The sequence below is a fragment of the Burkholderia sp. WP9 genome (assembly GCF_900104795.1).
Taxonomy (GTDB): Bacteria; Pseudomonadota; Gammaproteobacteria; order Burkholderiales; family Burkholderiaceae; genus Paraburkholderia.
Window position 1 is genome coordinate 22,844 of sequence record NZ_FNTG01000004.1, and the last position, 24,111, is coordinate 46,954.

The 24,111-nt window shown below is 62.0% G+C and carries 20 protein-coding genes and 5 pseudogenes; 19 read left to right on the top strand and 6 right to left on the bottom strand.

Annotated elements, in window-relative coordinates:
- Positions 1-18: 18 nt before the first annotated feature.
- The 11 genes from BLW71_RS38365 to BLW71_RS38415 all read left to right on the top strand — a co-directional run bounded on the left by BLW71_RS38365 (position 19) and on the right by BLW71_RS38415 (position 9,668).
- On the top strand, positions 19-615 hold the full coding sequence (locus tag BLW71_RS38365; RefSeq protein WP_091809736.1) for a c-type cytochrome: 597 nt from the start codon (positions 19-21) through the stop codon (positions 613-615).
- A gap of 26 nt (positions 616-641) precedes the next feature.
- Positions 642-1,328 carry an SCO family protein gene (locus BLW71_RS38370; protein WP_091809737.1) on the top strand — a complete coding sequence of 229 codons (687 nt, stop codon included), beginning with the start codon at positions 642-644 and terminating at the stop codon, positions 1,326-1,328.
- Positions 1,325-1,927 (top strand): hypothetical protein, encoded by a 603-nt coding sequence (locus tag BLW71_RS38375; RefSeq protein WP_091809738.1) that lies wholly within the window; start codon positions 1,325-1,327, stop codon positions 1,925-1,927. The genes BLW71_RS38370 and BLW71_RS38375 overlap by 4 nt, the downstream gene beginning before the upstream one ends.
- Before the next feature lie 641 nt (positions 1,928-2,568).
- Positions 2,569-2,712: a DUF2474 domain-containing protein gene (locus BLW71_RS38380; protein WP_286162262.1), complete on the top strand. Its 144-nt coding sequence runs from the start codon at positions 2,569-2,571 to the stop codon at positions 2,710-2,712.
- A 186-nt stretch (positions 2,713-2,898) separates the two neighbouring features.
- The gene (locus BLW71_RS38385; RefSeq protein ID WP_177205232.1) at positions 2,899-3,276 is read left to right on the top strand and encodes a BON domain-containing protein; all 378 of its coding nucleotides are present in this window, start codon (positions 2,899-2,901) and stop codon (positions 3,274-3,276) included.
- 90 nt (positions 3,277-3,366) lie between these two features.
- Positions 3,367-4,479, top strand: coding sequence for an NAD(P)/FAD-dependent oxidoreductase (locus BLW71_RS38390; RefSeq protein ID WP_091809741.1), 1,113 nt, complete (start codon positions 3,367-3,369; stop codon positions 4,477-4,479).
- Positions 4,480-4,584: 105 nt separating this feature from the next.
- Entirely contained in the window at positions 4,585-5,037 is a 453-nt protein-coding gene (locus BLW71_RS38395; RefSeq protein ID WP_091809742.1) for a MarR family winged helix-turn-helix transcriptional regulator, read from the top strand.
- Positions 5,038-5,043: 6 nt separating this feature from the next.
- Complete coding sequence (locus BLW71_RS38400; RefSeq protein WP_091809743.1) at positions 5,044-7,095, top strand: FUSC family protein; 2,052 nt, start codon at positions 5,044-5,046, stop codon at positions 7,093-7,095.
- A gap of 22 nt (positions 7,096-7,117) precedes the next feature.
- On the top strand, positions 7,118-7,327 hold the full coding sequence (locus BLW71_RS38405; RefSeq protein ID WP_091809745.1) for a DUF1656 domain-containing protein: 210 nt from the start codon (positions 7,118-7,120) through the stop codon (positions 7,325-7,327).
- Positions 7,324-8,217: an efflux RND transporter periplasmic adaptor subunit gene (locus BLW71_RS38410; RefSeq protein WP_091809748.1), complete on the top strand. Its 894-nt coding sequence runs from the start codon at positions 7,324-7,326 to the stop codon at positions 8,215-8,217. Before BLW71_RS38405 ends, BLW71_RS38410 begins: the two co-directional genes overlap by 4 nt.
- On the top strand, positions 8,214-9,668 hold the full coding sequence (locus BLW71_RS38415; protein ID WP_091809750.1) for an efflux transporter outer membrane subunit: 1,455 nt from the start codon (positions 8,214-8,216) through the stop codon (positions 9,666-9,668). The genes BLW71_RS38410 and BLW71_RS38415 overlap by 4 nt, the downstream gene beginning before the upstream one ends.
- A gap of 384 nt (positions 9,669-10,052) precedes the next feature.
- Here the strand turns inward: BLW71_RS38415 and BLW71_RS43045 are convergent.
- A pseudogene (locus tag BLW71_RS43045) lies at positions 10,053-10,160 on the bottom strand (IS6 family transposase); the annotation flags it as partial.
- A 378-nt stretch (positions 10,161-10,538) separates the two neighbouring features.
- Here BLW71_RS43045 and BLW71_RS38425 point away from each other — a divergent pair.
- From BLW71_RS38425 to BLW71_RS38440, 3 genes and pseudogenes are all read left to right on the top strand, one after another.
- Positions 10,539-12,629 carry an FUSC family protein gene (locus BLW71_RS38425; RefSeq protein ID WP_091809755.1) on the top strand — a complete coding sequence of 697 codons (2,091 nt, stop codon included), beginning with the start codon at positions 10,539-10,541 and terminating at the stop codon, positions 12,627-12,629.
- A 148-nt stretch (positions 12,630-12,777) separates the two neighbouring features.
- Positions 12,778-14,517 (top strand): IS1634 family transposase, encoded by a 1,740-nt coding sequence (locus BLW71_RS38430; RefSeq protein ID WP_091809757.1) that lies wholly within the window; start codon positions 12,778-12,780, stop codon positions 14,515-14,517.
- 1,168 nt (positions 14,518-15,685) lie between these two features.
- Positions 15,686-15,943: pseudogene (locus BLW71_RS38440) on the top strand (transposase); the annotation flags it as partial.
- 2 nt (positions 15,944-15,945) lie between these two features.
- Here BLW71_RS38440 and BLW71_RS38445 read toward each other — a convergent pair.
- The 3 genes and pseudogenes from BLW71_RS38445 to BLW71_RS38455 form a co-directional block, all read right to left on the bottom strand.
- Complete coding sequence (locus tag BLW71_RS38445) at positions 15,946-16,437, bottom strand: transposase (protein WP_218157159.1); 492 nt, start codon at positions 16,435-16,437, stop codon at positions 15,946-15,948.
- Positions 16,438-16,457: 20 nt separating this feature from the next.
- Positions 16,458-17,399: pseudogene (locus tag BLW71_RS38450) on the bottom strand (IS1595 family transposase); the annotation flags it as partial.
- Positions 17,400-17,403: 4 nt separating this feature from the next.
- A pseudogene (locus BLW71_RS38455) lies at positions 17,404-17,811 on the bottom strand (IS21 family transposase); the annotation flags it as partial.
- Positions 17,812-17,977: 166 nt separating this feature from the next.
- Here BLW71_RS38455 and BLW71_RS42600 point away from each other — a divergent pair.
- From BLW71_RS42600 to tnpC, 3 genes are read left to right on the top strand one after another with little or no spacing between them, the layout of a single operon-like run.
- Positions 17,978-18,424: a transposase gene (locus BLW71_RS42600; RefSeq protein WP_286162208.1), complete on the top strand. Its 447-nt coding sequence runs from the start codon at positions 17,978-17,980 to the stop codon at positions 18,422-18,424.
- Positions 18,412-18,765 (top strand): IS66 family insertion sequence element accessory protein TnpB, encoded by a 354-nt coding sequence (gene tnpB / locus BLW71_RS38465; RefSeq protein ID WP_353615908.1) that lies wholly within the window; start codon positions 18,412-18,414, stop codon positions 18,763-18,765. Before BLW71_RS42600 ends, tnpB begins: the two co-directional genes overlap by 13 nt.
- Before the next feature lie 30 nt (positions 18,766-18,795).
- Complete coding sequence (tnpC, locus tag BLW71_RS38470) at positions 18,796-20,367, top strand: IS66 family transposase (RefSeq protein WP_091808530.1); 1,572 nt, start codon at positions 18,796-18,798, stop codon at positions 20,365-20,367.
- Between the two features lie 350 nt (positions 20,368-20,717).
- On the opposite strand, the gene BLW71_RS38475 is transcribed toward tnpC, so the two are convergent.
- Together BLW71_RS38475 and BLW71_RS38480 are read right to left on the bottom strand one after the other, a co-directional pair.
- Positions 20,718-21,737: an IS110 family RNA-guided transposase gene (locus tag BLW71_RS38475; RefSeq protein ID WP_091809765.1), complete on the bottom strand. Its 1,020-nt coding sequence runs from the start codon at positions 21,735-21,737 to the stop codon at positions 20,718-20,720.
- A gap of 266 nt (positions 21,738-22,003) precedes the next feature.
- Positions 22,004-22,696 (bottom strand): annotated as a pseudogene (locus BLW71_RS38480) (IS21 family transposase); the annotation flags it as partial.
- Positions 22,697-22,767: 71 nt separating this feature from the next.
- Here BLW71_RS38480 and BLW71_RS38485 point away from each other — a divergent pair.
- Complete coding sequence (locus BLW71_RS38485; RefSeq protein ID WP_091810110.1) at positions 22,768-23,157, top strand: hypothetical protein; 390 nt, start codon at positions 22,768-22,770, stop codon at positions 23,155-23,157.
- Positions 23,154-24,053: an IS3 family transposase gene (locus BLW71_RS38490; RefSeq protein ID WP_091809767.1), complete on the top strand. Its 900-nt coding sequence runs from the start codon at positions 23,154-23,156 to the stop codon at positions 24,051-24,053. The genes BLW71_RS38485 and BLW71_RS38490 overlap by 4 nt, the downstream gene beginning before the upstream one ends.
- The last annotated feature ends 58 nt before the right edge of the window (positions 24,054-24,111 follow it).

Consider the following 24,111-nt stretch of genomic DNA (forward strand, 5'->3'; position numbering starts at 1 on the left):
CACCAACCGAGCACGATCATGACAAAGCCTGAAATCCTGCCGCAGCAAGAGCGCGAAAACCCGGAGCCCGTGGAAGGCACTAACCCGACACCGTGGTTCATCTTCTTGCTGGTGACCGCGCTATTTATCTTTGGCGTGGTGTACATCATGCGGACCACACTGAAAACCCCGGCCGCCTGGGGCGATGGCCGCACGGCTGCCGAGTTGCAAGGCCCTCCGGCGCTGGCGGCAGGCGCAGCGGTTGACGGTGCTGCGGTGTTTGCGTCGCGCTGCGTCGCCTGCCACCAGGCCACCGGCGCCGGCCTTCCTGGTGTGTTTCCGCCGCTGGCGGGCTCGGACTGGGTGGCCGGCAAGGAAACCACGCTGATCGCCATCGTGCTGCATGGCGTCAACGGGCCCTTAACCGTTGAGGGCAAACTCTTTAGCGGCGCCATGCCGACCTTTCAGGGTCAATTGCAGGATGCCGAGGTGGCGGCCGTGTTGACGCACGTGCGCAGCCAGTGGGGCAACACCGGCGCGCCCATTACCGCCGACGCCGTCGCCGCGGTGCGCAAGGATACGGCCTCACGCACCGAGCCGTTCAAGGGCGACGCCGAACTCGGCCCGCTGAAGTAGCGGCGTGGTGCGACCGAGGGCACCTTGTGCCGAATTCAACCGCCCCTGCCGATAGCCCGCTCGCGCGCCGCTTGACGGTGGCGGTGTGCGCCGCGCTGCTGGCGACCTTTGTCTGGGGCCTGTACCGTTACACGGCAAACTTCGGAGTGTGGACCTTCGAAGGCCAGCGCCAGCAGGCATTGCAGGCCGGCGAACTGCGCGCCGCACAGGTGCCGCTGCGCGAGATGGGCACTGCGTCAGTCACTCTCTGGCGCGGCACAAAAAGTGCGCCTGCGGCCTACCTCGTCGATTTCATCTACACTCGCTGTCCGAGTGTCTGCCGCGTGCTCGGCGACGAGTACCAGCAAATGCAGGCACAACTGGTCGCGCAGCGCGCCCGCAACCCGGCATTGGCCGCCGTGCATCTGGTCTCCATCTCATTTGATGCGGAACACGACGACCCGGCCAGCCTGCGCGCGTACGCCCGCGAACACCGGATCGATCCCGCGCTGTGGACTCTCGCGATGCCAGCCACGGCGGCGGATACCCAGGCGCTGATGCGCTCCCTTGAAGTCATCGCCATTCCGGACGGTCTGGGCGGCTTTGTTCACAATGGAGCCATCCACCTTCTCGACGCCTCGGGGCGGCTGCGCGGTCTGTACGAATTCGACCAATGGCCCCTAGCGCTCGAAGCAGCAAAGCAGCTCGCGACGGCGCGACGCGAGATACCATGATTCACAGCACCCGCTTGCGAAAGCCCGTTGCCGGCCTGCTGACGGTTCTTCCGCTGGTACTGCTGTGGCCCACGCTGCGCCACCTGATTGAAATCCGGATGCTGCTGCACATGCTGGTCGAGTTTCCGGTGTTGTTCGCCGCAGGCTGGGCTGCGCGCGATCTGCTCCTGCCCGCCGCAACGCGGCGGCTTCCACGCACCGGAAGGGTACTGTCCCTGCTGGACTGGGGTGGTTTGACAAGTGCCAGCGTGGTCACCTGCGTGGTGATGTTCTGGATGATCCCGGCAGCACTCGACGCCACGCTATTGGTGGCTCCTGTAGCAGCGGCCAAGTACGCCAGTTGGTGGCTCGCCGGCCTGATGCTGGCAGGCAGCTGGCGCCGCATGACACCGGAGTTGCTGCTGTTTTTTGTAGGCAACCTGTCATGGACGAGCGCCACCGCTGGCATGCTCTATATGGACATCACGTCGCGCCTGTGCGCAAACTACCTGACCGATGACCAAAGCAATACCGGTACCGGCCTGGTACTGCTCGCGCTGGTGCTCGGTGCGCTGGCCCTGCGTCAGATGATGCGGCTTGGCGCTGCCCAGGAGGTATAAGCCGGACGCCCAGAATATGCAGTTCACTAGATTCCTTGACCGAATTGATTTCGTAGCAATTGAGTCGGGTTTTTCTATGCAGCGATTTTCGCTTTGTCGCACCATGTGTTGTCGGCCTGTCCGGCGGAGCGAAGCTGCGCTTCAATGATGCTGGTGAGGCCGCTTGTGCCTGAGGGCTGGCCAGTGCGAGGCCGGGCCGCAGGATGCGCGAGTACACACGTGTATAGAACAGGGCGGTCTGCAAGCCCAGGTCCGTAAGGTGATAGCGGTGGGTCCTAGTGTTACGTCCCGGCCTAAATCAGGGTTGTCATCGCGAGCTATGTTGCGTGAGATTGCGAGGGGCGTAGCGCACTAAACGAGGAATGGAATGGGCCTCGTTTAGTGCGCGACGGCGGCGCTAGATTGGAGGGTCGGTTTTACGGCGCCAGGGTTGATCGGGATCCATTGTCGCGCGATAGCGTTTGTCGGAGTCGCGACGCAGTTCGTGCTCGTATCGTTGTTCGCATATAAGGGCGAGGCGGTAGAGGAAGTCGATCAGAGCACGAGCACAAGAATCAGGGATGCCGTCACGTCTTTCGAGGCAAGGTGAAAGTCGGTGAAGGCTATCACTGAGGGCTAGTATGTTGCAGGAGACATCCGCGGTGAGTGAGAGGAAAAATGCGCAGCCTCTATTGAAGCGTCTGGCATGGCTGGGCGGCATCTGGCTGGCGAGCGTACTGTCGCTCGGCGTAGTGGTCGAAATCATCCGTCTGGGCATGGCTGCGGCGGGATTTAAAACACACTGAGCAGACCGGATTGAAACAGAGGGGCCATGGCAGCGGGGATACGAGACTCCCGCGCGACGGTCAAAATATATGACGATAGGTGTGGTGCCGGGGAGCAGGAAGGAAGCGGCGCGGAAGGCGTGAATGCCTGTGACTGACGCGGACCTGCGATACGTACTGGTTGATGTCCTACCAAGGAGAACTGCAATGAAACAGTCGAATGTACTCAGGGTGGTGGGCGGCGTTCTTGTCGTGATGGCGATGTCCCCGGTTCATGCGCAGACCAGTGAGCCTGCCCCCGGCATGTCCGGCCAGGCGGCAGCGATGCCGATGGCTTCGTCGCCGCATGCGATGCCGTCGAAAGCCGATGACCGTCAGTTGGCAAAGAAGGTGCGCCGTGCCCTTGCGCACACCAAAGGACTGGACATGTCCGGCTTTGTCGTGCTGGTCAAGCATGGCCGGGTTGCCCTGACCGGCACCGTCCCGTCGTCGGATCAGATTGACAGGGCGGCGCAGGTCGCTGCTGGCGTGCCCGGGGTGACGGGTGTGAGGAACGACCTTACGGTGAAAATGAAGGGAAACTAGCGCCTGCTTCAGGTCGCATCGGAAGGTGGATGACGCGGGGTCATTGGGGCGCGTCGGGCAAATGAACAGGCTGACTGACTCGGGGCGCTCATGGCGTTGCACCGTATTGTTATCGTGGGCGGCGGAGCAGGCGGGCTGGAACTGCTCACGCGCCTTGGGCGCACACTGGGCCGACGCGGTCAGGCGCAGATCACGCTCGTCGACGCACATCTGACGCACATCTGGAAGCCTCTGCTGCACGAAGTGGCGGCAGGCTCGCTTGATGCGGCTGCAAACGAACTCAACTACATTGCGCAGGCGAAATGGAATCACTTCGAATTCCAGATCGGAAGGCTGTGCGGGCTCGACCGCGCACAGCGGCTGATCCAGATTTCGGCAACGTCGGGGGAGGACGGCGCCGAGCTGGTGCCCGCAAGATCGCTTGGTTACGACAGCCTGGTGATCGCGGTGGGGAGGTGGACGAATGATTTCGCTACGCCAGGCGCAGCGCAGCATTGCATATTCCTCGATACACCCGATCAGGCCCGGCGCTTCCACCGTCGGTTACTCGACCATTACCTGAGTGCGCATGCGCGTCCCAATGAGCAGGGCGGGATCAGTGTGGCCATTGTCGGTGCGGGTGCCACCGGCGTGGAGCTGGCGGCGGAGTTGCACAATGCCGCGCACGAGCTTGCCGCTTACGGATTGAACGGCAACCGGCCTCAGGACATGCAGATCACGCTGGTGGAGGGCAACCCGAAGGTTCTGCCGGCGCTGCCCGAGCGCATCAGCACGCCGGTGCAGCAAAGGCTGGAAGAGCTGGGTGTAACCGTACTGCTCTCGGCACGGGTGGTTGAGGTCACCGCCGACGTTCTCAGGACTGCGGATGGCGGCCTGATTCGCGTCAGCCTCAAGGTATGGGCAGCAGGAATCCGCGCGCCCTCGCTTCTCGGGAAGTTCGACGGTCTTGAGGCAAAGCATATCAACCAGCTTGTGGTCCGCCCGACTCTCCAGACGACGCTGGACGACAACATATTTGCGCTGGGCGACTGTACGGCCTGTTCCGCTGGCCTGCCGGAGCCGGCATTATTGATGCGCGGCCCACTGTTGGCGACCTCGAGAAAGCGATACCTTCGTCGACGGCGAACCAGATTGCGGTGCTGCTTGGTCTTGCGGTCAGCTTCTACGCTGTCACACGTGGCGACTACAGTCCTGAATGCTTAACCTGCTACCAGACGTAGAGTTCTACCAATCAGAATCGCCGTCTTTACGCAAGTCTGGCCGCAAGACTTAAAACTGTCCTGTTCACGAAAGGGGTGGGTACGGATCATGACGAGTCTGAACGAACTGCGTTTCACGGTTTGCGGCATGCTGGTCCCGGCGGCTGTGAACTTGCGCCGGATTAGTGACGCAATACTTAAAGCCTACGGACTGTCGAGTGCAACCGCTGCGCCGCTACTGATGATCGCCCGTCTGGGCGACGGTATCTATCAGGTCACGGTGGCCGAACATCTCGGGCTCGGCACGTCAGCGCTCGTTCGTACGCTTGACCAGCTGTCCGCCGCGGGACTGGTCGACCGGACGTCTGATAAAGCCGACCATCGGGCGAAAGTTCTATCTCTGACCCGCAAGGGTGCCGAGGCGGCTAAGGCCGCGAGGAACGCGCTGGTTGCACTGGAAGCCGACATTTTCATCGGTTGCACCCGGGCGGAGCTGGAAGCGGCGATGCGCGTACTGGAGGCGGCTGCTGGAATGGGACGTGGGTCTGGCGAAGCGGGGTGATGTCAGATGAACTGGCCATCGGGTCGCGACTGGCTGTTTTCCTTGAAGACCTTCGGTGCTGCGACCGTCGCGCTGTACCTCGCATTCTTCTTTGCGTTGCCTCGCCCGTACTGGGCGATGTCCAGCGTCTATATCGTCTCGAGTCCGCTGCTGGGGGCGACCCGCTCGAAAGCGCTGTACCGCGCCGCAGGCACTTTACTGGGCGCCGCCGCGGCGGTGGCGTTCGTGCCGCCATTCGTGCAGACCCCCGTGCTCTTCAGCCTGATCGCGTCTATCTGGACCGGCACACTGCTGTTTCTCGGTATATCCGATCGCACCGCCCGGGCCTACGTCTTTCTGCTGGCGGGCTACTCGCTGCCGCTGATTGCGCTTCCCACCATCGCGACGCCCGAGCGCATTTTCGATGTGGCGGTCGCACGCAGCGAAGAAATCCTGCTGGGCATCCTGTGCGCCAGTGTGTTTAGCGGGGCGCTATTTCCGAGCAGGATTGCGCCGGTGCTCGCGGAAAACACCACCGGGTGGTTCCGGGATGCGGCTGCTGCAGCGCGCGCCTATCTGATGGGTCAGCCCGCCGGCAAAGACGTGTCCGATCGAAGGCAACGGCTGGCCGCAACGGTCAACAGCCTCGAGGTGACACTGAGCCAGCTCACCTACGACGACGTCTCACCTGGCGTGCTGGGAAACGCCCGGGCCTTGCGGGGGAGAATGGCCGTGCTGTTGCCCGTCAGTTCCGCACTGGTCGATCCGATTCTCGCGTTACGTGGCTTGCCGCAAGCGTGGAGTCCAGACCTCGATGCGCTGATCGCGCGGACTGGCGCATGGATTGGGACGTGGGAAGACGGACTCTCCGCCGCGACAGCGGACGAACTGCGCCTGGAACTGGTCCGGCTCGAGCCGTCGGTCGATTCGCTTGCGCAATGGCCCCGGGCATTGCAGTCGGTCATCCTCTGGCGTCTGCGGCAGTTGATCGACTTGTGGCAGGACTGCTGCACGCTGCGACAGACGTGGGCTAATCCTGATGCGCCGGCGTGGCAGCCGCGTTTCTTGCACTGGCGCCTGGGCGGTTCAACGCCCTATTTCGATCGCGGCCTCATGGTCTTTCAGGCGGGGTCTGCGGTGGTCGCCATCTTCTTTGCCTGTGCGCTGTGGATCCTGTCCGGCTGGGAGAATGGGGCGGGGATGGTGTCGATGGTTGCGGTTGCATGCAGTCTCTTTGCTTCGCTGGATGAGCCTGCGCCGAAGGTCTTCGGCATGTTTGCCTGGACCTCGGTGAGCGTCGTGATTGCCGGTGTCTATCTGTTCGCGATCCTGCCGCTCGTGCATGATTTCCCGATGCTGATCCTGCTGCTGGCCATCCCGTTTGTCAGCGCCGGCACGTTGATGGCGCAGCCGCGGTTCAATGCGGCAGCCATGACCATTGCGATCAATGTCGCTTCGTTCGTGAGCCTTCAGGATGCGTACGACGCCAACTTTCTGACCTTCATGAACGGCAATATTGCCGGGCCGATAGGTCTTTTCCTGGCGTATCAGTGGATGCGTGTGACGCGTCCGTTCGGCGCAGAGATGTCAGTGAGACGCCTGACCGTTTCAGGCTGGTCGGATGTGGCGGCGGCAGCCTCCCCCGCCGCGGATTTGCACCCTCGGGAACTCGCTTCAAGGATGCTCGACCGGACCATGCAGTTGCAGCCGCGTGTTGCGGCCGCGGAAGACAATCAACGCCCTTCGGTGGATAGCTTTCGCGAACTGCGAGCCGGCCTCAATGCACTCGATCTGCGCGTGCATCTCGGCCGCATGCGCGCCGACGGCATGCAGCTCGTCGAGGACGTGCTCGATGGCCTGCACGCCCACTTTGTGAACTGTGTGCAGGCCCGTAGGCGTGTGCCGGTTCCTGAGACCTTGCTGCCCAGGATCGAAGCGGCGTTTGCCTATGCAGCTTCGCCTGACATCGCCCGTTATTCGCGTGATCCGGTGCATTTCCTGGTCGGTCTGAAACTGTCGCTGTTTCCGGCCCGTTTCGTCTCCGTAATCGCGGCGGCGCCCGCGTCACGGTCTACCTAGCGCCCGGCCTGCGGAGGCGATCGTGTTCAAGGATATCGATATCGTCGGTGTATTCGTGTCTGCGGTGGCAGGATTGATGTTCGTTTCCTGGTGCGTCTTTATCGTGCTGCGCAGGGTGCTTGCCCGAACCGGCTTTTACCGGCTCGTATGGCACCGTTCCCTGCTCGACCTGGGCCTGTACGTGATGGTGCTTGGCGCGGTGGTATCCGCGTCCCGATGGGTCGGGAAATGAGGAAATCCCTGTTCTCCTTCGCGCAGATCCTGCTGACCGTGATCGTGGTGCTGGTCGCGGCAGCGGTGCTATGGCACGTGGTCAGCTACTATATGTTTTCACCATGGACGCGTGACGGCCGTGTTCGTGCGGACGTCGTGCAGGTGGCGCCGGACGTGTCGGGGCTGATCACCAGCGTGACCGTTACCGACAATGAGCCTGTCACGCACGGGCAGGTGCTGTTCGTCATTGATCAGGCGCGCTACGCATTGGCGCTGCAGGAAGCGAAGGCAACTGCCGGGCAACGCGACGCCACCCTCGCCCAGGCGCGGCGTGAATATGGGCGCAACCGTAACCTTGGCGAACTGGTGGCCCACGAGACGCTCGAAGAAAGTCTGACAAAAATGCAGCAGGCGCAGGCTTCACTCGATGAAGCCCATGTTGCGATCGGCGTGGCCCAGCTGAACCTGGACCGTACCGTGATCGTCAGTCCGGCGGATGGATATCTGAATGACCGGGCGCCACGCCTGGGTGAATTCGTGACGGCGGGGCGCCCGGTACTATCGGTGGTCGATACCACGTCGTTTCACGTGGACGGTTATTTTGAGGAAACCAAGCTTCGTCACATCGGACTCGGGCAAAAGGCCACCATCGAGCTGATGGGTGAGACCATTGTCCTGCATGGTCACGTGCGCAGCATCGCGGCGGGGATTGAAGACCGCGACCGCGACCAGGGCCGCAATCTGTTGCCCGATGTGAATCCCGCATTCAGCTGGGTGCGTCTCGCGCAGCGCATTCCGGTCAGCATCGCGCTCGACGACGTGCCGGCCGGCTTTCTGATGATTGCCGGCCGCACGGCTACCGTCTCGATCGACCAGCCCGACGATCGACCCCATGGCGGCGCACGATGAAAAGCCACCACGCACTGTCTGCGTTATGGGTGCTATGCATGGCCGCCTGCGCGCCGGTTGGCCCCAATTACCGGCTGCCTGCCGGCGCCGCGGTCAATACGCCGGACGCGCAGGCATCGCTGAGTCGCGCGCATGGCGGTGAAATCTCCGACGCGCCGGTGCCGGCTGCGTGGTGGCATCTGTATGACGATCCCGTGATGAACGATCTGATCGCTGCGGCGCTGCGTTCGAATACGGATCTGCGCGTTGCCGCAGCCAATCTCGCGCGCTCGCGGGCGCAGGTAAGCGAAGCGGAGGCAGCGATCGGCTTCGGCGGCAGCGCGTCCGCTTCGGTCCAGCGCGCGCAGGAATCGGCCCAGGCGTTCCTGCTGACGGAAAAAGTGCCGGTGACGAACATCGGCGATTTTGGGATATCCGTCTCGTACCAGTTCGACCTGTTTGGCACGTTGCGGCGCGGCATTGAGGCCGCGCGCGCCGAAGACGAAAGCGTCGAGGCGGCCGCGGACGTGGCGCGCATCACGATCGTCGCCGACGTCGCACGTGCCTACATAGAAAGCTGTTCGGCTGCGGACGACGCGAACATTGCCCGCCACTCGCTAGCCTTGCAGCAGCAAAGCGCGCAACTGACGGAAAGGTTGCGGCTCGCGGGCCGGGGCAATCAGCCAGACGTCACGCGCTCACTAACGCAGGTCCAGACGGTGAGCGCGGAGATTCCACGCTTTGAGGCACGCCAGCAGGCAGCACAATATCGGCTGGCGATGTTATTGGCCATCGCGCCAGAAGCGCTGCCAGCAGCCGTGCGAGTCTGCGGCAGGACACCACGGATTCGCCAGAGTCTGCCGGTGGGTGACGGCGCGGCCTTGCTGAAACGCCGGCCCGATATACGCGAGGCCGAACGGCGGCTGGCTGCTGCGACGGCGCGTATCGGTGTTGCCACTGGAGAACTTTATCCTTCGGTCAGCTTCGGCGCATCCGCGGGGCTAACTGGAGCCATCGCCGATATCGGTGCGCCCTCGGCCCAGCGCTGGGGTTTTGGGCCGCTGATCAGCTGGAATTTTCCGGCCCACGGCGCGCGCCAACGCGTGCAGGAAGCACAGGCGGGCGCCCAGGCGGAGCTCGCCCGCTTCGATGGGGTCGTACTGAACGCGCTGCGTGAGACCCGCACGACCCTGTCCACTTACGCCGCAGACCTCAGGCGCCTGCAGGCTCTCGAGGGTGCGCGCACCTCGGCTGCCCGGTCGGCGGCCGAAACCCATCGGCTTTATATCGCCGGGCGCGATTCGTTCCTGTCGGATCTGGACGCTTCCCGCACGTTGACTTCCGTCGAAGCGCAGGTCGCGGAGGCTGAAGACGTGGTTGCGCAGGACCAGGTCAACCTTTTTCTGGCTCTCGGGGGCGGATGGAACACCGACACTCAGGCACCCGCGGTGAAAAACGCCGTCCCGCGTTGACAGCGTGCCGGGTCGAAGTGATCGCACGAGTCGATCCGGCGTGTCGACGGCCCCGTAGCGTGGACCGGATTTGCCAGGTTGTGAAATTTGCCACGCACTACTAACCTAGCTGCGGGCGGCAGTGAAACATGTCGTTGCTAACCGGGATGTCGGGCAGCAGGCGCTGGGTTGCATCATGCACCGTGTGGGCAACCGTTCAATCATTGGGAGCGCGCCGTGAAGAGTTTTCAGTACAGTGTAGTAGTTGCAGGTTCTCTCTGGCCGATCGCGAACGCGTTCGGCCAGAGAGAACCTGCAACGCCATCCCTGCCGGCGCATCCTCCCCACATTCCGAGAGTAGGACGAGTAGAGGGCAGCTGTGACAGATACGAGTGCACAAGCGGCTCGAAAGCTGAGCTTGTAACGCAGATACCGGGTCACACACCGCACGATGACTTCGCGGTCAAAGTGGCGACTGCTGAACAGCCTGTCGATGTTTATGAGCTTACGCATAGCCTAGCTCGCGCTAGTCAAAACCCGAGCTTAACCGACCGGCTTCTCCGATTTGCACCGGAGGCAACTCGGGCTATTCGATTGTCAAAGTGGTAGGCTGCTGGACGGGAAAGCGGCTTTCGCAAACCTGAATTTGAACTGGTGAGGGACGGCTGCGAGTAGTCCGGCGGTAGCCAACGGTTTACCTCACAACCCGGAAGCCCGGCGCGCTTTCAGCCGGGCGTCTTCGGTCCAGCTGCGTCAGTAAGCAACCATTACGCTGCGACCGTTGCCGTTAGTCGAGGCGCGTCGGCAAAATCCATGGGGCTCTCGCGGTCAGGCGTGGAGAAGGATCCGGCAGCAAAAGCGCTGTGCGCAAGTCGCCTCTCACGGATGCCTATGAACTTTCCCACCCGGCACGACTGGCTGTTTTCGCTGAAGACCTTCACTGCAGCGATGATCGCGCTCTATCTTGCGCTTGCGCTTGAGTTGCCGCGTCCGTACTGGGCAATGGCGACCGTGTATATCGTCTCCAATCCGTTCCTTGGGGCCACGCGCTCGAAAGCGCTTTATCGGGTCGTCGGCACCGCCGTCGGTGCGGCCGTCGCGATTCTCATCGTCCCGCCGTTCGTCGAAGCCCCGTATTTCTTCAGCGTGATTGTCGCGCTATGGACCGGAATCCTGCTTTACCTCGCACTTTACGATCGCACCGCGCGCAGCTATGTCTTCATGCTTGCCGGTTATACGCTGCCGCTCATCGCATTACCGGCAGTAACGAATCCGACCGCCGTTTTCGACATCGCAATCGCACGGACGGAAGAGATCATTCTGGGCATCCTGTGCGCAAGCGTAGTGGGAGGGGCGATCTTTCCAAACCGTCTCGCGCCGTCCCTCGTTGAGCGCACCGACTCGTGGTTTCGCGACGCCGCCTTCTACGCAACGGAAATGCTTTCCGGGCGGATTGCGAGCGCAGCCGTCTCGGCCTGTCGGCAACGTCTCGCTTTGAACGTCAACGGTCTCGAGTTTCTGTTGAGCCAGCTGGCTTACGACCATGCGCCACCCCACATCATCGCGCGCAGTCATGCGTTGAGCGGTCGCATGCAATTGCTGCTGCCCATCGTGTCATCGCTTGCCGATCCGCTCATCGCGCTGCTCGGCGACAGGCAGGAGCGACCTGCCGGATTCGAGGCGCTGCTCGCCGACGTCGCCAAATGGTTTGCCGCTCCGCTGGCTCCCAGAGGCGGGACGCAATACTTCGACCGCGAAGCCGACACGTTGCGTCAGCGCATCGCCCAGCTTCAGCCGCCGGCCGATTCACTCGGCACCTGGGAGCGGGCGCTTGAATCGAATCCATTGTGGCGTCTGCGCCAACTCGTCGATGTATGGCAGGACTGCCGCTCATTGCGCGCGAACATCCCGCACGAAGGCGGCATCTGGAAACCACGTTTTCGTCATTGGCGCTTTGGCGGTTCCGAACGCTATTTCGATCGAGGCATCCTGCTGTTCTCCGCCGGCACGGCCGCGCTCGCGATCGTCGCCGCGAGCAGCCTGTGGATCGGTTCCGGATGGCACGACGGCGCTAGCGCTGTGTCGCTAGCTGCGATTGCATGCTCGTTGTTCGCCGCACTCGACGAACCTGCTTCGGGCGTATTCAAGTTCTTCATTGCCGCGTGCGTCAGCCTCGTGGTCGGAGGCTTCTGGCTGTTTGCCGTGTTGCCGCGCATCAGTGACTTTCCCATGCTGGTGATCGCCTTCGCTGGCCCGTTCATGTTGATCGGCACACAGATCGCGCGCCCGCGCTTCAGCCTGGTGGCCATGCTCACCGCGTTCAATACTGCCAATTTCATTAGCATTCAAAGCGCTTACGAGGCTGATTTCCTTGTCTTTCTGAACACGAACATGGCAGGCGTTGCTGGCCTGTTGTTCGCGTTTCTCTGGACACGCGTGACGCGGCCATTCGGCGCCGAGCTGGCTGCGGCGCGGCTCATACGCTCGAGCTGGGAAGATGTAGTGTTCAGCGCCTCGACAGGGCCAATCGACGATCAGCGCAATCTCACCGCCCGTATGCTCGATCGCCTGATGCAACTGATCCCGAGACTAGCCGCGACCGACGATCGTTACCATCCGTCCATCGATAGCTTCCGCGACTTGCGCATCGCGTTCAGTGCTCTTGATCTGCGTCGTCTGCGCCCCCGTCTTCGAGGCGATGCACCGGGCGCCATCAATCGCGTACTGGAAGACGTGCGCCTGCATTTTGAAAGGTGTATCGAGCACCGTGCACGCCGGCCGATTCAGGAAAGTTTGATGTGGTCGCTCGATGCCGCCATCAAGCGGGTCACAGAACAGCACGCCGCCAATGCTGCAGCCGGCCCGGCAAGCTCGGAGCGGCTTTTGCGCGATACGGTCAATGCACTCGTTGCTCTGCGCCTGTCACTCTTTCCGCCATCGATTTCATCTGGATTGCCTCGCGAGGAGAGACCCGCAGAGTAATGCACCGTCTAGGCCGAGCTTTAACTTTTCAAATAGCCGGAATCCCCATCAGCGCTGGGTTTCGGCTATCTTTTGGGACTATCATGTAGCCATGTAAAATAGTATTAATGTATTGCTTCTCTGCGAAATTATGCTTTAATAAGTGTTCATGTATATCGAACACGTCCCCAACCGTAACTCGCCCCCCGCGATCCTGCTGCGTGAGTCCTATCGCGACGGCAACACGGTCAGAAAACGCACCCTCGCCAATCTCTCCTCGCTGCCCGCCGAGGTCATCGAAGGACTGAAGGTCCTGCTGCGCGGCGGCGTCGCGGTGTCGTCCGCCGATGAGGCCTTCGTGATCGAGCGCAGCCTGCCACACGGACACGTGGCGGCGGTGCTCGGCGCCGCGCGCGCCTGCGGCGCCGAGCAGTGGCTTGCGTCGGCGCCTGCCGCGCTACGTTCGGTAGTGATTGCGCTGCTGGTGGCGCGGGTGGTCTCGCCTGCTTCCAAGCTCGCCACCCATCGCATGTTGCGCGACGAGACCGCGACCCACTCGCTGTCACGGCTGCTCAAGCTGGGTGAGGTCGAACTCGAGCAGGTCTATGCCGCGCTTGACTGGCTGGGAGAGGCTCAGGAAGGCATCGAGAAGCGCCTTGCCCGGCAGCATCTGGGTGGCAGTACGCTGGTGCTCTATGACCTCACCTCCACGTGGGTGACCGGCCGCTGCTGCGAGCTCGCCGCTCACGGCTACAGCCGCGATGGCAAGCGCGACGATCCGCAAATTGTGTTCGGTCTGGTTTGCACTCCTGAGGGCTGCCCAGTGGCCGTCGAAGTCTTCGCCGGTAACACCGCCGATCCGGCTACCGTGGCCTCGCAGGTGGACAAGCTCAAGCACCGCTATGGCATCGAGAAGCTTGCCTGGGTGGGCGACCGGGGCATGCTCACGCAGGCGCGCATCGACACGGTATTGCGCCCGGCCGGACTGGACTGGGTGAGCAGCCTGCGCGCGCCACAGATGGCCGCGCTCGCCCAGGAGAAGGGACCCTTCCAGCCGTCGCTGTTCGATGAGCGCAACCTGCTCGAAGTCACCAGTGAGGCGTTCCCCGGCGAGCGGCTTATCGTGTGTCGCAATCCGCTGCTGGCCGAAGAGCGCACCCGCAAGCGCGAGGCCTTGCTGCAGGCCACCGAAGCAGAGCTGATGAAGATCGCCGAAGCGACCACGCGCGCCCGCAACCGCCTCAAGGGTACCGAGGCGATTGCCTTGCGCGTGGGCCGGGTCATCGATCACTACAGGATGGCCAAGCACTTCGAGCTGAGCATCACCGACTCGAGCTTTAGCTGGGAGCGCAAGACGGTACAGATCCAGCAGGAGGCCGCACTTGATGGTCTGTATGTGGTGCGTACGAGTCTGCCGGCAGCGGCTCTGTCAGCCGAGGCGGCCGTAACGGCCTACAAGGGTCTGGCGGTGGTGGAGCGGGCGTTCCGTTCGCTGAAGACAGTCGATCTGCAGGTGCGCCCGGTGTTCCATTGGAATGCCGGGCGCGTGCGTGCGCACGTCTTTCTGTGCATGCTCGCTTACTACGTCGAGTGGCACATGCGCGAGAAGTTAAAGCCGATGCTGTTTGACGATGAATACGTCGAGCAGGCGCGTGCGGCCCGGCCTTCGCCGGTGGCCAAGGCGCGACGTTCGGACCAGGCCAAAGCCAAGGACGCGACCAAACTTGGCGAGGACGGCTTGCCGGTTCATAGCTTCCGTACGCTGCTCGATGACCTGGCGACGCTCACCTACAACATCTGCCACACGCCGCTGAATCCGGACGCCAAAATCGTCATGTCCACGCGGCCCACACCGGTTCAGGAAAAGGCCTTTCGCCTTCTGAACGTCAGCCTTGGTTGTACCCAGTAGCCGTCCCCCTCGCGCGCGCATAACCGTGATAAATCAAAGGATTATGCGCGCCGGCGCTCAAAGCTCGGTCTAGGGTTCTGTTGAATAAGACGGAACGCCACGATGTGCGTAACTACACGTACATGAGCAACCGAAAACCCGATGAAAACAATGAGCCCTCTGCGCCTGAGGAAAGCGGACGATAGTGACGGAAGGTACGCTGCGCAACCAGTCGGCGTCCGATCTAATCTTGCCCCGAAGCCTCCTCCGCGTTGTCCAGAAAGCCTGACTCAAAGATTCGCGAACGATTCGTCATTCCACGCGCTATAACATATCTGCAGGGGCGACTATTTTGTGTCGGGGACCACAAAGTCCATTGACATTGCCAATTCGCACGCCAACTCGCACCCCCGACCCGGCGGGGCGCACTGCACTCTGCATCTTCCCAAACTAGCTGTAAACGTGGCCTCGGGCATTTCGGCCCGCAGACCCGAAGCGGGTCCTCGCACGTTCGAAAATCCTAGGTGGATTTCGAGCTCAGGGTACGCGAATAATGAATCGCGTGAATGGAAAACTCAACGTAAAAATGGAGCCAACATGAAACCACTACTGATCGTCGCGTTCGCTGGCGCGCTGTTTGTCATGGCTGGGGTTGCGCATTCGCAAGGCACGCAGCAAGCCTCTCAACCCGCCCCACAAGAAAACACCGCAACTCAAGCTTCTGACCCTGGTGCGGGAATGGAAGCATACGGTGGCATGCCCGACACGAGGGTACAAAGCGGCGCAAAACATGTCAGACCATGCCGGATAGACCCACAATGCAACGTTTTTTTCGGAGGGAGTTAACAAAGAATTGACGGCGCGCGAGCCATGACCGGAAAGCACCGGGTGCCAGTGTCGCGAAGGGGTACGAAATCCTTAGTTTGGCTTGCTGGAGTCGCATCACTCTTTCAGGTTCTGGCGCGTCCTGAGAGGGGGGCGCCACGACATGCTAGAGGCGCACCCGGCTTCGGGAGCAAGCGGAATGGACGTCATAACGAGCGTTTGGGTCGGGTTGAATGGGGAAGTCAACCGTGGTTCGGGCGGACTTCCCAATTGTCAGAGGTGGCGCCAAGAATTGGGACGGTTCGTTGAGTGGAAAAGCTGTGGCTTGAGTCGGTCATAATGGCCGGCGACAAGGAACCAGAAGATGACGAAACGAAACCGACGGACACACTCGCCGGCGTTCAAGGCAAAGGTGGCACTGGCAGCGCTCAAGGGCGACAAGACGCTGGCAGAGGTGGCCCAGCAGTTTGATGTCCATCCGAACCAGAACACGGACTGGAAGAAGCAACTGCAGGAGCGGGTTGCCGATGTGTTCGAAGCGGGTAACGTGTCGCCGGCGGTACCGCTAATTGACGTGAAGGTGCTGCACGCGAAGATCGGGCAGTTGACATTGGTGAACGATTCCTAAGAAACGCCTTCCGTGGGTTGGAGGCAGAAGCCGAACTCGGCTGCCCGCCTATGCAACTGCTTGATGACACGCTCCTTGTAGCGCTGTTCGTAGTGGTCGGCTCCCGGGTCAACGTATTGCATGCCGAAGCGCATGTCGTTGTAGAACAGCACGGCGATCTTGCGCGCCGTGGCGGTGACGGCTTTGGCCTTGCCAACGCGAGCCGCCAGCCGGCGGTAGAACGCACCCAGCGGCGTGCTGGTTTTGCCAAACGTGACGGCAGCCAGCCGCAGAAGGGCAGCCACGCGATTGGTAGTCTTGCGCGTACGTGAGGACAGGACCTTGCCGCCGCTCATCTTGCACCCTGGCGACAGGGTCAACCGAGAGGTGAAGTGTTTGGCAGTTGGCCATCGGCTGAGATAGGTGCCGCATTCGGCGACCAGACGCACAGCCAGGTAGGACCCGATTCCATGGATCTCGGTCAGATTGACGCCAGCGAGCTGGTACATGAGACTACGCACGTCGAAGCTCAGCGCGTTGGGCTGCTGAGCCCGGTTGCGTCCCTTCGCACAGCCTTTGGGCGCTGGGTCATAACAAGGTCTTGGTAACGAACCGGTCCATGGGCGACAGCAAGCTCCATGACCCGGTAGAACAGCATCCCTCGGCTACGTGAGCGGCGGCGGTTGAAACGGAACACGAACTCGTCCAGGTAACTGGGCAAGTGTGCAGAATCCACCGCTCCCTGGTGGGTGCCCAGTAGCCATCGTTTTGCGAGGGACGCTATTCGATGCACACCTGGCAGAAGTTCTCCGGGGTCCTCGCCCCGGGTCGTCGCGGCCCGCTGGCTACGGCGGTCATGGATGTACCCATTCTTCTCCAAGCACCGGTAACCCTGCCAGGCATCGGTGATGACCGTCGCCCCCGGTTCGACGTTATCCAAGACGAAGGAGCGAAGCGATTCTGAGGAGGCATCCGCCACGGGCGCCATTCGACAGCGCCCGAATCCCTTCGGCTCCAGGATTTCGATCGCGATACACGTCAGGATCTTCTTCCCTTTGGCACGGCCTCCCGAAAGTCCGGATTCTTTGCCTCCGATGTAGGTTTCGTCCACCTCCACTGTCCCGCAAAGGCGCTCCCGATCGGGGCGAATCAGCACAGACCGCAGGCGATGAAGAATAGCCCACACTGTCTGGTAGGAGCCGATCTCCAGGGTCCGCTTCAAACTCAGCGCGGAGATCCCGCCTTTGGCGGTGGCAAAATGCCAACAGACCGAAAACCAAACAGTGAGGGGAGGACGTGTCCGGTCAAAGATGGTGCCTGCCATCACTGATATGCGGCTACCGCATCCAGTACACATGAACCGGTTGTCCCCAAGCCGCCATCCTCCCGGATGCCCACAGGACGGGCAGACGAAGCCGCAAGGCCATCGCAGCCATTCGAGGTAGTCCGGACAGTCTGCATCAGTCGGGAACCAGGCTGTGGCGCAAGGCGCGCGCGAAACGCTTGACGCTCTCGTAGCTCGCGGTGAATGCGAACTGATCGACCAGATCCTGATAGATCGCCTGCGCGTTGCGCCTCAGGCGGACCTGCTGCTCGATCCATTCGCGATGCGGTTCGCTTGCCGAGCGGGCGAAATTCAACGTTGTGGCCTTGCTGGAACCGTCGGAAACCGGTGGTCGCGGCGGTGGAGGAGTTTGCGTGACCGCCGCTTCAGAGCCGGTGGTCGCCATGGGGGAGTTTGCCGAAGCGGACTTCTCCGACTCGAAGATCGCCTGATAGCGGCGGATCGTCTTGCGGTCGATGCCCGTAAGCCGCTGGATCTGGCGCTGGCTCTTGTTGCGCTCGAGTAATGTGAATACGGTGCTTTGCAGGTGCGGCTTCAAGACGTTCTATATGAACGCGCCCCGTTTGAGCAAGCGCTCGTGCGTTCTGACATGACAGGATCGGTTGCAGCTCTATATCGTATGCGGCTCGTCAGGGCCATTCCCCGCTTCGCGAGAGATAGCTTCATGATGTGAGCTGATTCGTGAACCAGGAGGGTTTGCCGAGATGTCGGAGAGCGCAGCGAAGGATGCCCGCCCCAGGCAGGGGCATCGTGTATATCCCCGGGAATTCAAGCAGCAAGTCATCAAGGAAACGCTGGAGCCCGGCGCATCGGTCTCGATCGTGGCGCGACGCCATGACATGAACGCCAACGTGGTCTTCGAGTGGCGCAAGCAATATCGGGAAGGCAAACTCGTGCTGCCCGACTCGAACGAGGTGCCTCCGCCCCGTGTGGGCGCGGCGCAGTTGTTTGCCGTCGATGTGATTGATATGCCCATGCCGACACCGCGGGCGTTGCCAGGAACGGCGAGCGCGCCGTCGAAGACGGCGGACTGCGTATCGGCGCCGCCGCCGGTATGCGAGATCGAAGTGGAGATTGGCAAGCGCCGCGTCCGGATTCGTGGGCTGTCGGCCGAGCGCGCCGAGATGTTCCTGCAGGAATGTCTGAAGTGATCACGCTGCCGGCGGGCACGCGCATCTGGCTTGCCGCGGGCGTCACCGACATGCGCTGCGGATTCCAGGGGCTGGCTGCGAAGGTACAAACGGCACTCGAGGAGAATCCACTGGGTGGCAGCCTGTACATCTTTCGTGGCCGCCGCGGCGATCTTTTGAAGATTCTGTGGGCGACCGACGACGGGCTCTGGCTGGTCGCAAAGCGCCTGGAGCGAGGCCGGTTTATCTGGCCTCAGGCCGATGGCGGCAAGATCCATCTGACGAGCGCGCAGTTGTCGATGTTGCTCGAGGGTATCGACTGGCGACAGCCACGACGCACCGCCGCACTGTCGATGTTGTAAACCGCGACGAAGGCTCGTAAACTGCGACGCATGCCCGATCACGCGCCGCTTCCCGATACCGTCGCCGAGCTCCATGCCATGGTGCTCGCGCAACAGGCATCGATCGCGAAGATGCGGGAGGAACTCGTCGCACGAGATGACGAGATCGAGCGCCTGAAGGCGCAGATCGACAAGCTCAGGCGAATGTACTTCGGGCGCAAGTCCGAACAACTCGCGAAGCAGATCGACCGGCTCGAGGCGCAACTGGAGGACCTGACGGGCGGTCGGGGTGCTACCGAGGCGCGTAACCAGCGAAACAGGGCGCCGGATGCGCCGGCCAGCAAATCGTCTTCGCGAGAGTCGCTCCCGCCGCACTTGCCGCGCGAGGAGATCGTCCTCGAACCTGATCCGCTCTGCTCCAGGTGCGCGACGACCATGCAGCCGCTGGGCGACGACGTATCTGAACAGCTCGCGCGGGTCACCGCCGCATTCAAGGTGATCCGCACGATCCGGCGCAAATTGCTTTGCCCCGGCTGTGGCCATATCGAACAACTGCCGATGCCCGGCCTGCCGATCGAGCGCAGCATCGCGCATCCGAGCCTGCTGGCCGATATCGCGGTATCGAAGTTCGCGGATCACCAACCTCTGTACCGCCAGTCGGAGATCGCGGCCCGCGACCGCGTAACCCTCGATCGCGCCAGCATGGGCCGCTGGATCGGTCAGATCGTCGAGCTGTGCATGGTGCTGGTCGAGGCGATCCAGCGCTACGTGCTGGCTGCCGGCAAACTCCATGGCGACGACACGACGGTTCCCGTCCTCACGCCGGGCAACCAGAAGACGACAACCGGTCGGTTCTGGGTTTATGTGCGCGACGATCGGCGCTCGGGCTCGACGGAGCCTGCGGCAGTCTGGTTCTCGTACTCGTCCGACCGCAAGGGTGTTCATCCGCAGACGCACCTCGCCCACTTCAAGGGAATCCTGCAAGCGGATGCCTACTCCGGCTTCGATCAGCTGTATGCGAGCGGCGACGTCCACGAAGCGGCGTGCTGGGATCACGCGAGGAGGTACATCTATGACGTTCACGTACGCACGCCGACTCCGGATACCGAAAAGCTGCTCGAGATGATCGGCGAGCTTTACAGCATCGAAGCCGACATTCGCGGCAAGCCGCCCGATGAGCGGTTGCGTGTGCGCCAGGATAAGAGCAAGCCTCTGCTTGCCACGTTCGAATCGACGATCAGGGCCAAGCTTGCGACGCTGTCGAAGAAGTCTGCACTCGCGGGCGCGATCAACTACTCGCTGAACCACTGGGCGGCGCTCATGTTCTATTGCGAGGACGGACGCGCCGAGATCAGCAACGCGCTCGCAGAAAATGCCCTGCGTTGTGTCGCCCTGGGCAGGAAGAACTACCTGTTCGTCGGCTCCGACAGCGGCGGTGAGCGTGCGGCAGCGATGTACAGCCTGATCGGTACGTGCAAGCTCAACGGCATCAATCCGCGCGCCTACCTCGAATACGTGCTCACTCATATCGCGGACCACAAGGTCAACCGCATCGACGAGCTGCTTCCCTGGAACGTGGCCGACAAACTGAATCCGGCCGCTGCGCCCACGCCCACCGTTTGACCGGGTAGATCCAGATAGATCGTGTCCACGATCGCCGATCATGGGCACGATCTCACGTGATCTATCCGGACCTCCCCACGCCCTCACATCATGCCCTACGCGCGCGCGAATCACGGACCGGCCCTGCTGAGCCGCTTACTCTATATCCGGGCTTATTGCAGTTGCTACGCTGCGGCCCACTATGAAATCCGCTGACCCGCGCCTCATTCACTCCGCGAGCTCAAGGCTCTTCACGTCTTTCAGGCTTGGCGGGTCACGGTCCTACCTGTGTGTCATCACATACGATTGCCTGCGCAACCTTCGAAGCTCGTACTGCATTAAACGTTGATTTTCCCCATGACAGCAGTGGCTTACGCCGGCTTCACGCTCAAGTGGTCTTTCTGGTAAGGCATGTTATGGGCAAGTAACGCCCAGATCGTGCGTGCCATCTTGTTGGCTAGCGCAACGGTCACCACATTCGGCGGTCGGCGTTTGCTGATCTGGTTGATCCACGGCCCTGGTTCCTTCGCATGAGTGAGCACGCTGCGGGCGCCGTGAATCAGCAACTTGCGCAGATAGGTGTCGCCCATCTTGCTGATGCCATGCAGGTTTATCTTGCCGCCCGAGCCCGTCTGCCGCGGCACGAGTCCAGCCCATGCGGCAAACTCTCGGCCCGACCGGAAGGCCTTGGGATCACCCATCATTGCGACTGCCGCCGTCGCCGTCAGCAGTCCAACACCGGGAATCTCGCTGATCGCCTTGACAGCCGGATCGTCCTTCTTCCACTCGCGCATGCGCCGTTCGATCCCGGCGATCTGCTCATCCAGTGCCGTCAGGCCGTTCCACTGTTCGCGCATCGTGTCGATGAGCACGGCCGGCAGCCGTTCGGCCACCCTGGCGAGCACTTCAGGAATCGCCTTATCCAGCGCAGTCCGTCCTTTACCCATCACCTCGCCGTATTCAGTCAGCAGACCGCGCAATGCGTTGATCTGCATCGTACGAAACTTCACCAGCTGCTCGCGCATCCGGTGCAGCGCCAGCACAGCCTGCTGCATTTCTGTTTTGACCGCCACCGGTTTGCTGGGCTGTTGCACCGCCCGCCAGATCGCCTGCGCATCGGCCGCATCGTTTTTGTTGCGAATGTTGAAAGCCTTGACGAATGCGGCAGGCATCAGCTTCACTTGATGGCCCATCTTCGTGAACTGCCGAGCCCAGTGGTGCGCCCCTCCACACGCCTCCATACCGACGAGACAGGGAGCCCGGTTCGCGAAGAACTCGAGAAACTTTGCCCGCTTGATCTGTTTGTTCACGATCTCGCCAGTTTCCTGATCGATGTAGTGCACCTGAAACACCGTCTTCGCAATATCAACGCCCACCGCCATAGAGTTCATCTCTGGATCCTCCGGTTATCGGGAATTGGTGCATTTTGCACCTCCGCGCATCGATTTCGTTGGTCTGTGGGGTCCACGATCCTTTCTGGCGGTTACGGGTGGAGCGCGTTCATTTCAATTCACTCCCTGAACTCCTTCTTTTTCGAAGGAGACGAAGATAGACGTCCTGCAACACCTCTCCCGGCAGCTTTAGTTGCTCAGCCGACGGTCGTCAGGTGGGGGAGTTTCAAGTGACCATACCCGGAGGAATTTGACCGACCGCCGAGGGTGCGCGTGTCAGGCAGAAACTGCAGGAAGGGACCTTCAGCCTCGATACGCTTGCCATTGCGCGCGTTGATGCGACTGACGATCTCGTCGATGAAGCAGCGATAGCCCGCAGGTCGGCGAAGTCGGCGAAGTCGGCGCTGCCGCGCAGCAGCGCGTCACTGATCGCGCTCTTGAGGTGGCCGTGAGGGCTCTCGATGGCGCCGTTCTCGTGGGCGATGCCGCGGTTGTTGCGTGTAGGCTGCATACCGTAGTGAGCACACAGCGCTTCGTAACGCGTGGTCAGATCGTCGCGCGCTTCATGGTCGAGGTTGCGAAACGCCGCTGACGGGCTATCGCTGCGATGCTCAAGCGGCGCACCACCGAGCGCCCACAGTGCGTCTGTAGCCCTTCGGCGAGCGCGACATAGCTCTCGCCGCCGAGAATGACGTGAGCGTGCTCAAAGCGCGAGCAGGCCAGTCGAAAGTGATACATGCGATGGTCCAGCGCGACGCCGGCCACGGTGACGCCCAAGGCTTGCATCTCGGGAACACGACCTCACGTTCCGCGCCATGGAGAGCCCGCTAGACGCGGCGTGCGTCGCTCCAGCGTGCGGCGCACGCCGCGCGCGACAGATGCGGATGGTGCCGAAGCATCTCTTCCAGTACCGCAACCGGCCGGATGCCTGGAGCGGACTGCAGCAGCGGAACTATCTCAGCGTGCGGCGCCTCCGGTTTTTTTGGACACAGATTTGGGGTAAAACGTGTGTTCCAAACTGGAGTGGTTGATGTTGAAGAAAGCCAATGCAAATGGGGTTGCGCCAGAGGCGCCGGAAGGAGCGCGTAGCGCGGCTGGAAGCGCCTCTGGCGCCGCCGAAGTCAAACGCTGGTCGACCGGTCGCAAACGCGGCGTGGTGCTTCGATTTTTGCGCGGTGAACCCGTCGACGCCGTGTCCCGCGAGGTCGGTGTAACGCTCGCCGAGCGCGAGCAATGGCGTGAGCTGGCACTGTCCGGCATGGAGGCTGGACTGAAGACACGGACCAGCGATCCGTTGGTAGCCCGGCTCAACGAGGCCGTCCGGCGCGTCAGCGAGCTCGCGATGACAATCGAGATTCTGAACAAGGAGCGCGAGCGGCAGGCCCGTCGCCCTTTGACTGCTCGGAGATCGTCGACATGAGCCACGAGATCTCCGTCAGTGTCTGCAAGCCCTTTGGATTGCAACGGGTTTGCCAGGTGCTCGACTTCCCGCGCTCGACGATCTATGCCGTGCGTGCGAGGACAGCCGCCAACGTGGTGCCGATCATCCCGGGATGCCGAGCCCCGAAGCCGAAAATGCCCGATGCCGACCTGCTGACGGCCATCCGCGGCGATCTGGCAGCTTCGCCATTCAGCGGCGAGGGGCACCGCAAGGTCTGGGTGCGGCTGCGCATCGTGCGCGACATCCGAGTCTCCAGGACCCGCGTACTGCGGTTGATGCGCGAGTACAGTCTGCTCTCGCCGCATCGTCAGGCCCGAGGCGAACACAACCTTCACGACGGCCGGATCACGACGGATTGCCCCAATGAGATGTGGGGAACCGACGGCGTGCGCATTGCCACCGTGGACGACGGCATGGTGTGGATCTTCTCGGCAGTCGATCACTGCGACAGCATGTGCACCGGCATTCATGCCGCGAAAATCGGTGACCGTTTCGCCGCCCTCGAGCCGATCTCCCAGGGGCTGCTGGGCGAGTTTGGCTCGGTAGCCGCCGACGCGGGCCTCGGGTTGTCGCGGCGCATGAATCACGGTTCGCAATACACCTCGGACGACTTCCGCGATCGGGTCAGGTTCTGGGGCATCGCACCGAGCTACGCATTCGTCGCCGAGCCGCAGACCATGGGCAGCGGCGCGCGGTTCAAGCGGACCATGAAGGAACAGGCGATTCATGGTCGCATCTTCAACAAGCTGGAGGAAGTTCGTGCCGCCGCTGTTGCGTTCAAGGATCGATACAATCGCGACTGGCGTCTTGAAAAGCTGGGCTTCAAATCACCCCTCGAAGCCCGTCAGGAAGGGCTGATGAAGCTGGCCGCCTGAACTGCAAAAGCGTGTCTAAACAACAGGAGCCGGTACACTTGCTACAGTAAGATCCTTT

Excerpts from the sequence above, each read along its gene's own strand:
- BLW71_RS38365 (WP_091809736.1), top strand. The coding sequence starts at position 19 with ATGACAAAGCCTGAAATCCTGCCGCAGCAAGAGCGCGAAAACCCGGAG.
- BLW71_RS38375 (WP_091809738.1), top strand. The coding sequence starts at position 1,325 with ATGATTCACAGCACCCGCTTGCGAAAGCCCGTTGCCGGCCTGCTGACG.
- BLW71_RS38385 (WP_177205232.1), top strand. The coding sequence starts at position 2,899 with ATGAAACAGTCGAATGTACTCAGGGTGGTGGGCGGCGTTCTTGTCGTG.
- BLW71_RS38390 (WP_091809741.1), top strand. The coding sequence starts at position 3,367 with ATGGCGTTGCACCGTATTGTTATCGTGGGCGGCGGAGCAGGCGGGCTG.
- BLW71_RS38395 (WP_091809742.1), top strand. The coding sequence starts at position 4,585 with ATGACGAGTCTGAACGAACTGCGTTTCACGGTTTGCGGCATGCTGGTC.
- BLW71_RS38400 (WP_091809743.1), top strand. The coding sequence starts at position 5,044 with ATGAACTGGCCATCGGGTCGCGACTGGCTGTTTTCCTTGAAGACCTTC.
- BLW71_RS38410 (WP_091809748.1), top strand. The coding sequence starts at position 7,324 with ATGAGGAAATCCCTGTTCTCCTTCGCGCAGATCCTGCTGACCGTGATC.
- BLW71_RS38415 (WP_091809750.1), top strand. The coding sequence starts at position 8,214 with ATGAAAAGCCACCACGCACTGTCTGCGTTATGGGTGCTATGCATGGCC.
- BLW71_RS38425 (WP_091809755.1), top strand. The coding sequence starts at position 10,539 with ATGAACTTTCCCACCCGGCACGACTGGCTGTTTTCGCTGAAGACCTTC.
- BLW71_RS38430 (WP_091809757.1), top strand. The coding sequence starts at position 12,778 with ATGTATATCGAACACGTCCCCAACCGTAACTCGCCCCCCGCGATCCTG.
- BLW71_RS38445 (WP_218157159.1), bottom strand. The coding sequence starts at position 16,437 with ATGTACCAGCTCGCTGGCGTCAATCTGACCGAGATCCATGGAATCGGG.
- BLW71_RS42600 (WP_286162208.1), top strand. The coding sequence starts at position 17,978 with ATGTCGGAGAGCGCAGCGAAGGATGCCCGCCCCAGGCAGGGGCATCGT.
- tnpB (WP_353615908.1), top strand. The coding sequence starts at position 18,412 with ATGTCTGAAGTGATCACGCTGCCGGCGGGCACGCGCATCTGGCTTGCC.
- tnpC (WP_091808530.1), top strand. The coding sequence starts at position 18,796 with ATGCCCGATCACGCGCCGCTTCCCGATACCGTCGCCGAGCTCCATGCC.
- BLW71_RS38475 (WP_091809765.1), bottom strand. The coding sequence starts at position 21,737 with ATGAACTCTATGGCGGTGGGCGTTGATATTGCGAAGACGGTGTTTCAG.
- BLW71_RS38485 (WP_091810110.1), top strand. The coding sequence starts at position 22,768 with ATGTTGAAGAAAGCCAATGCAAATGGGGTTGCGCCAGAGGCGCCGGAA.
- BLW71_RS38490 (WP_091809767.1), top strand. The coding sequence starts at position 23,154 with ATGAGCCACGAGATCTCCGTCAGTGTCTGCAAGCCCTTTGGATTGCAA.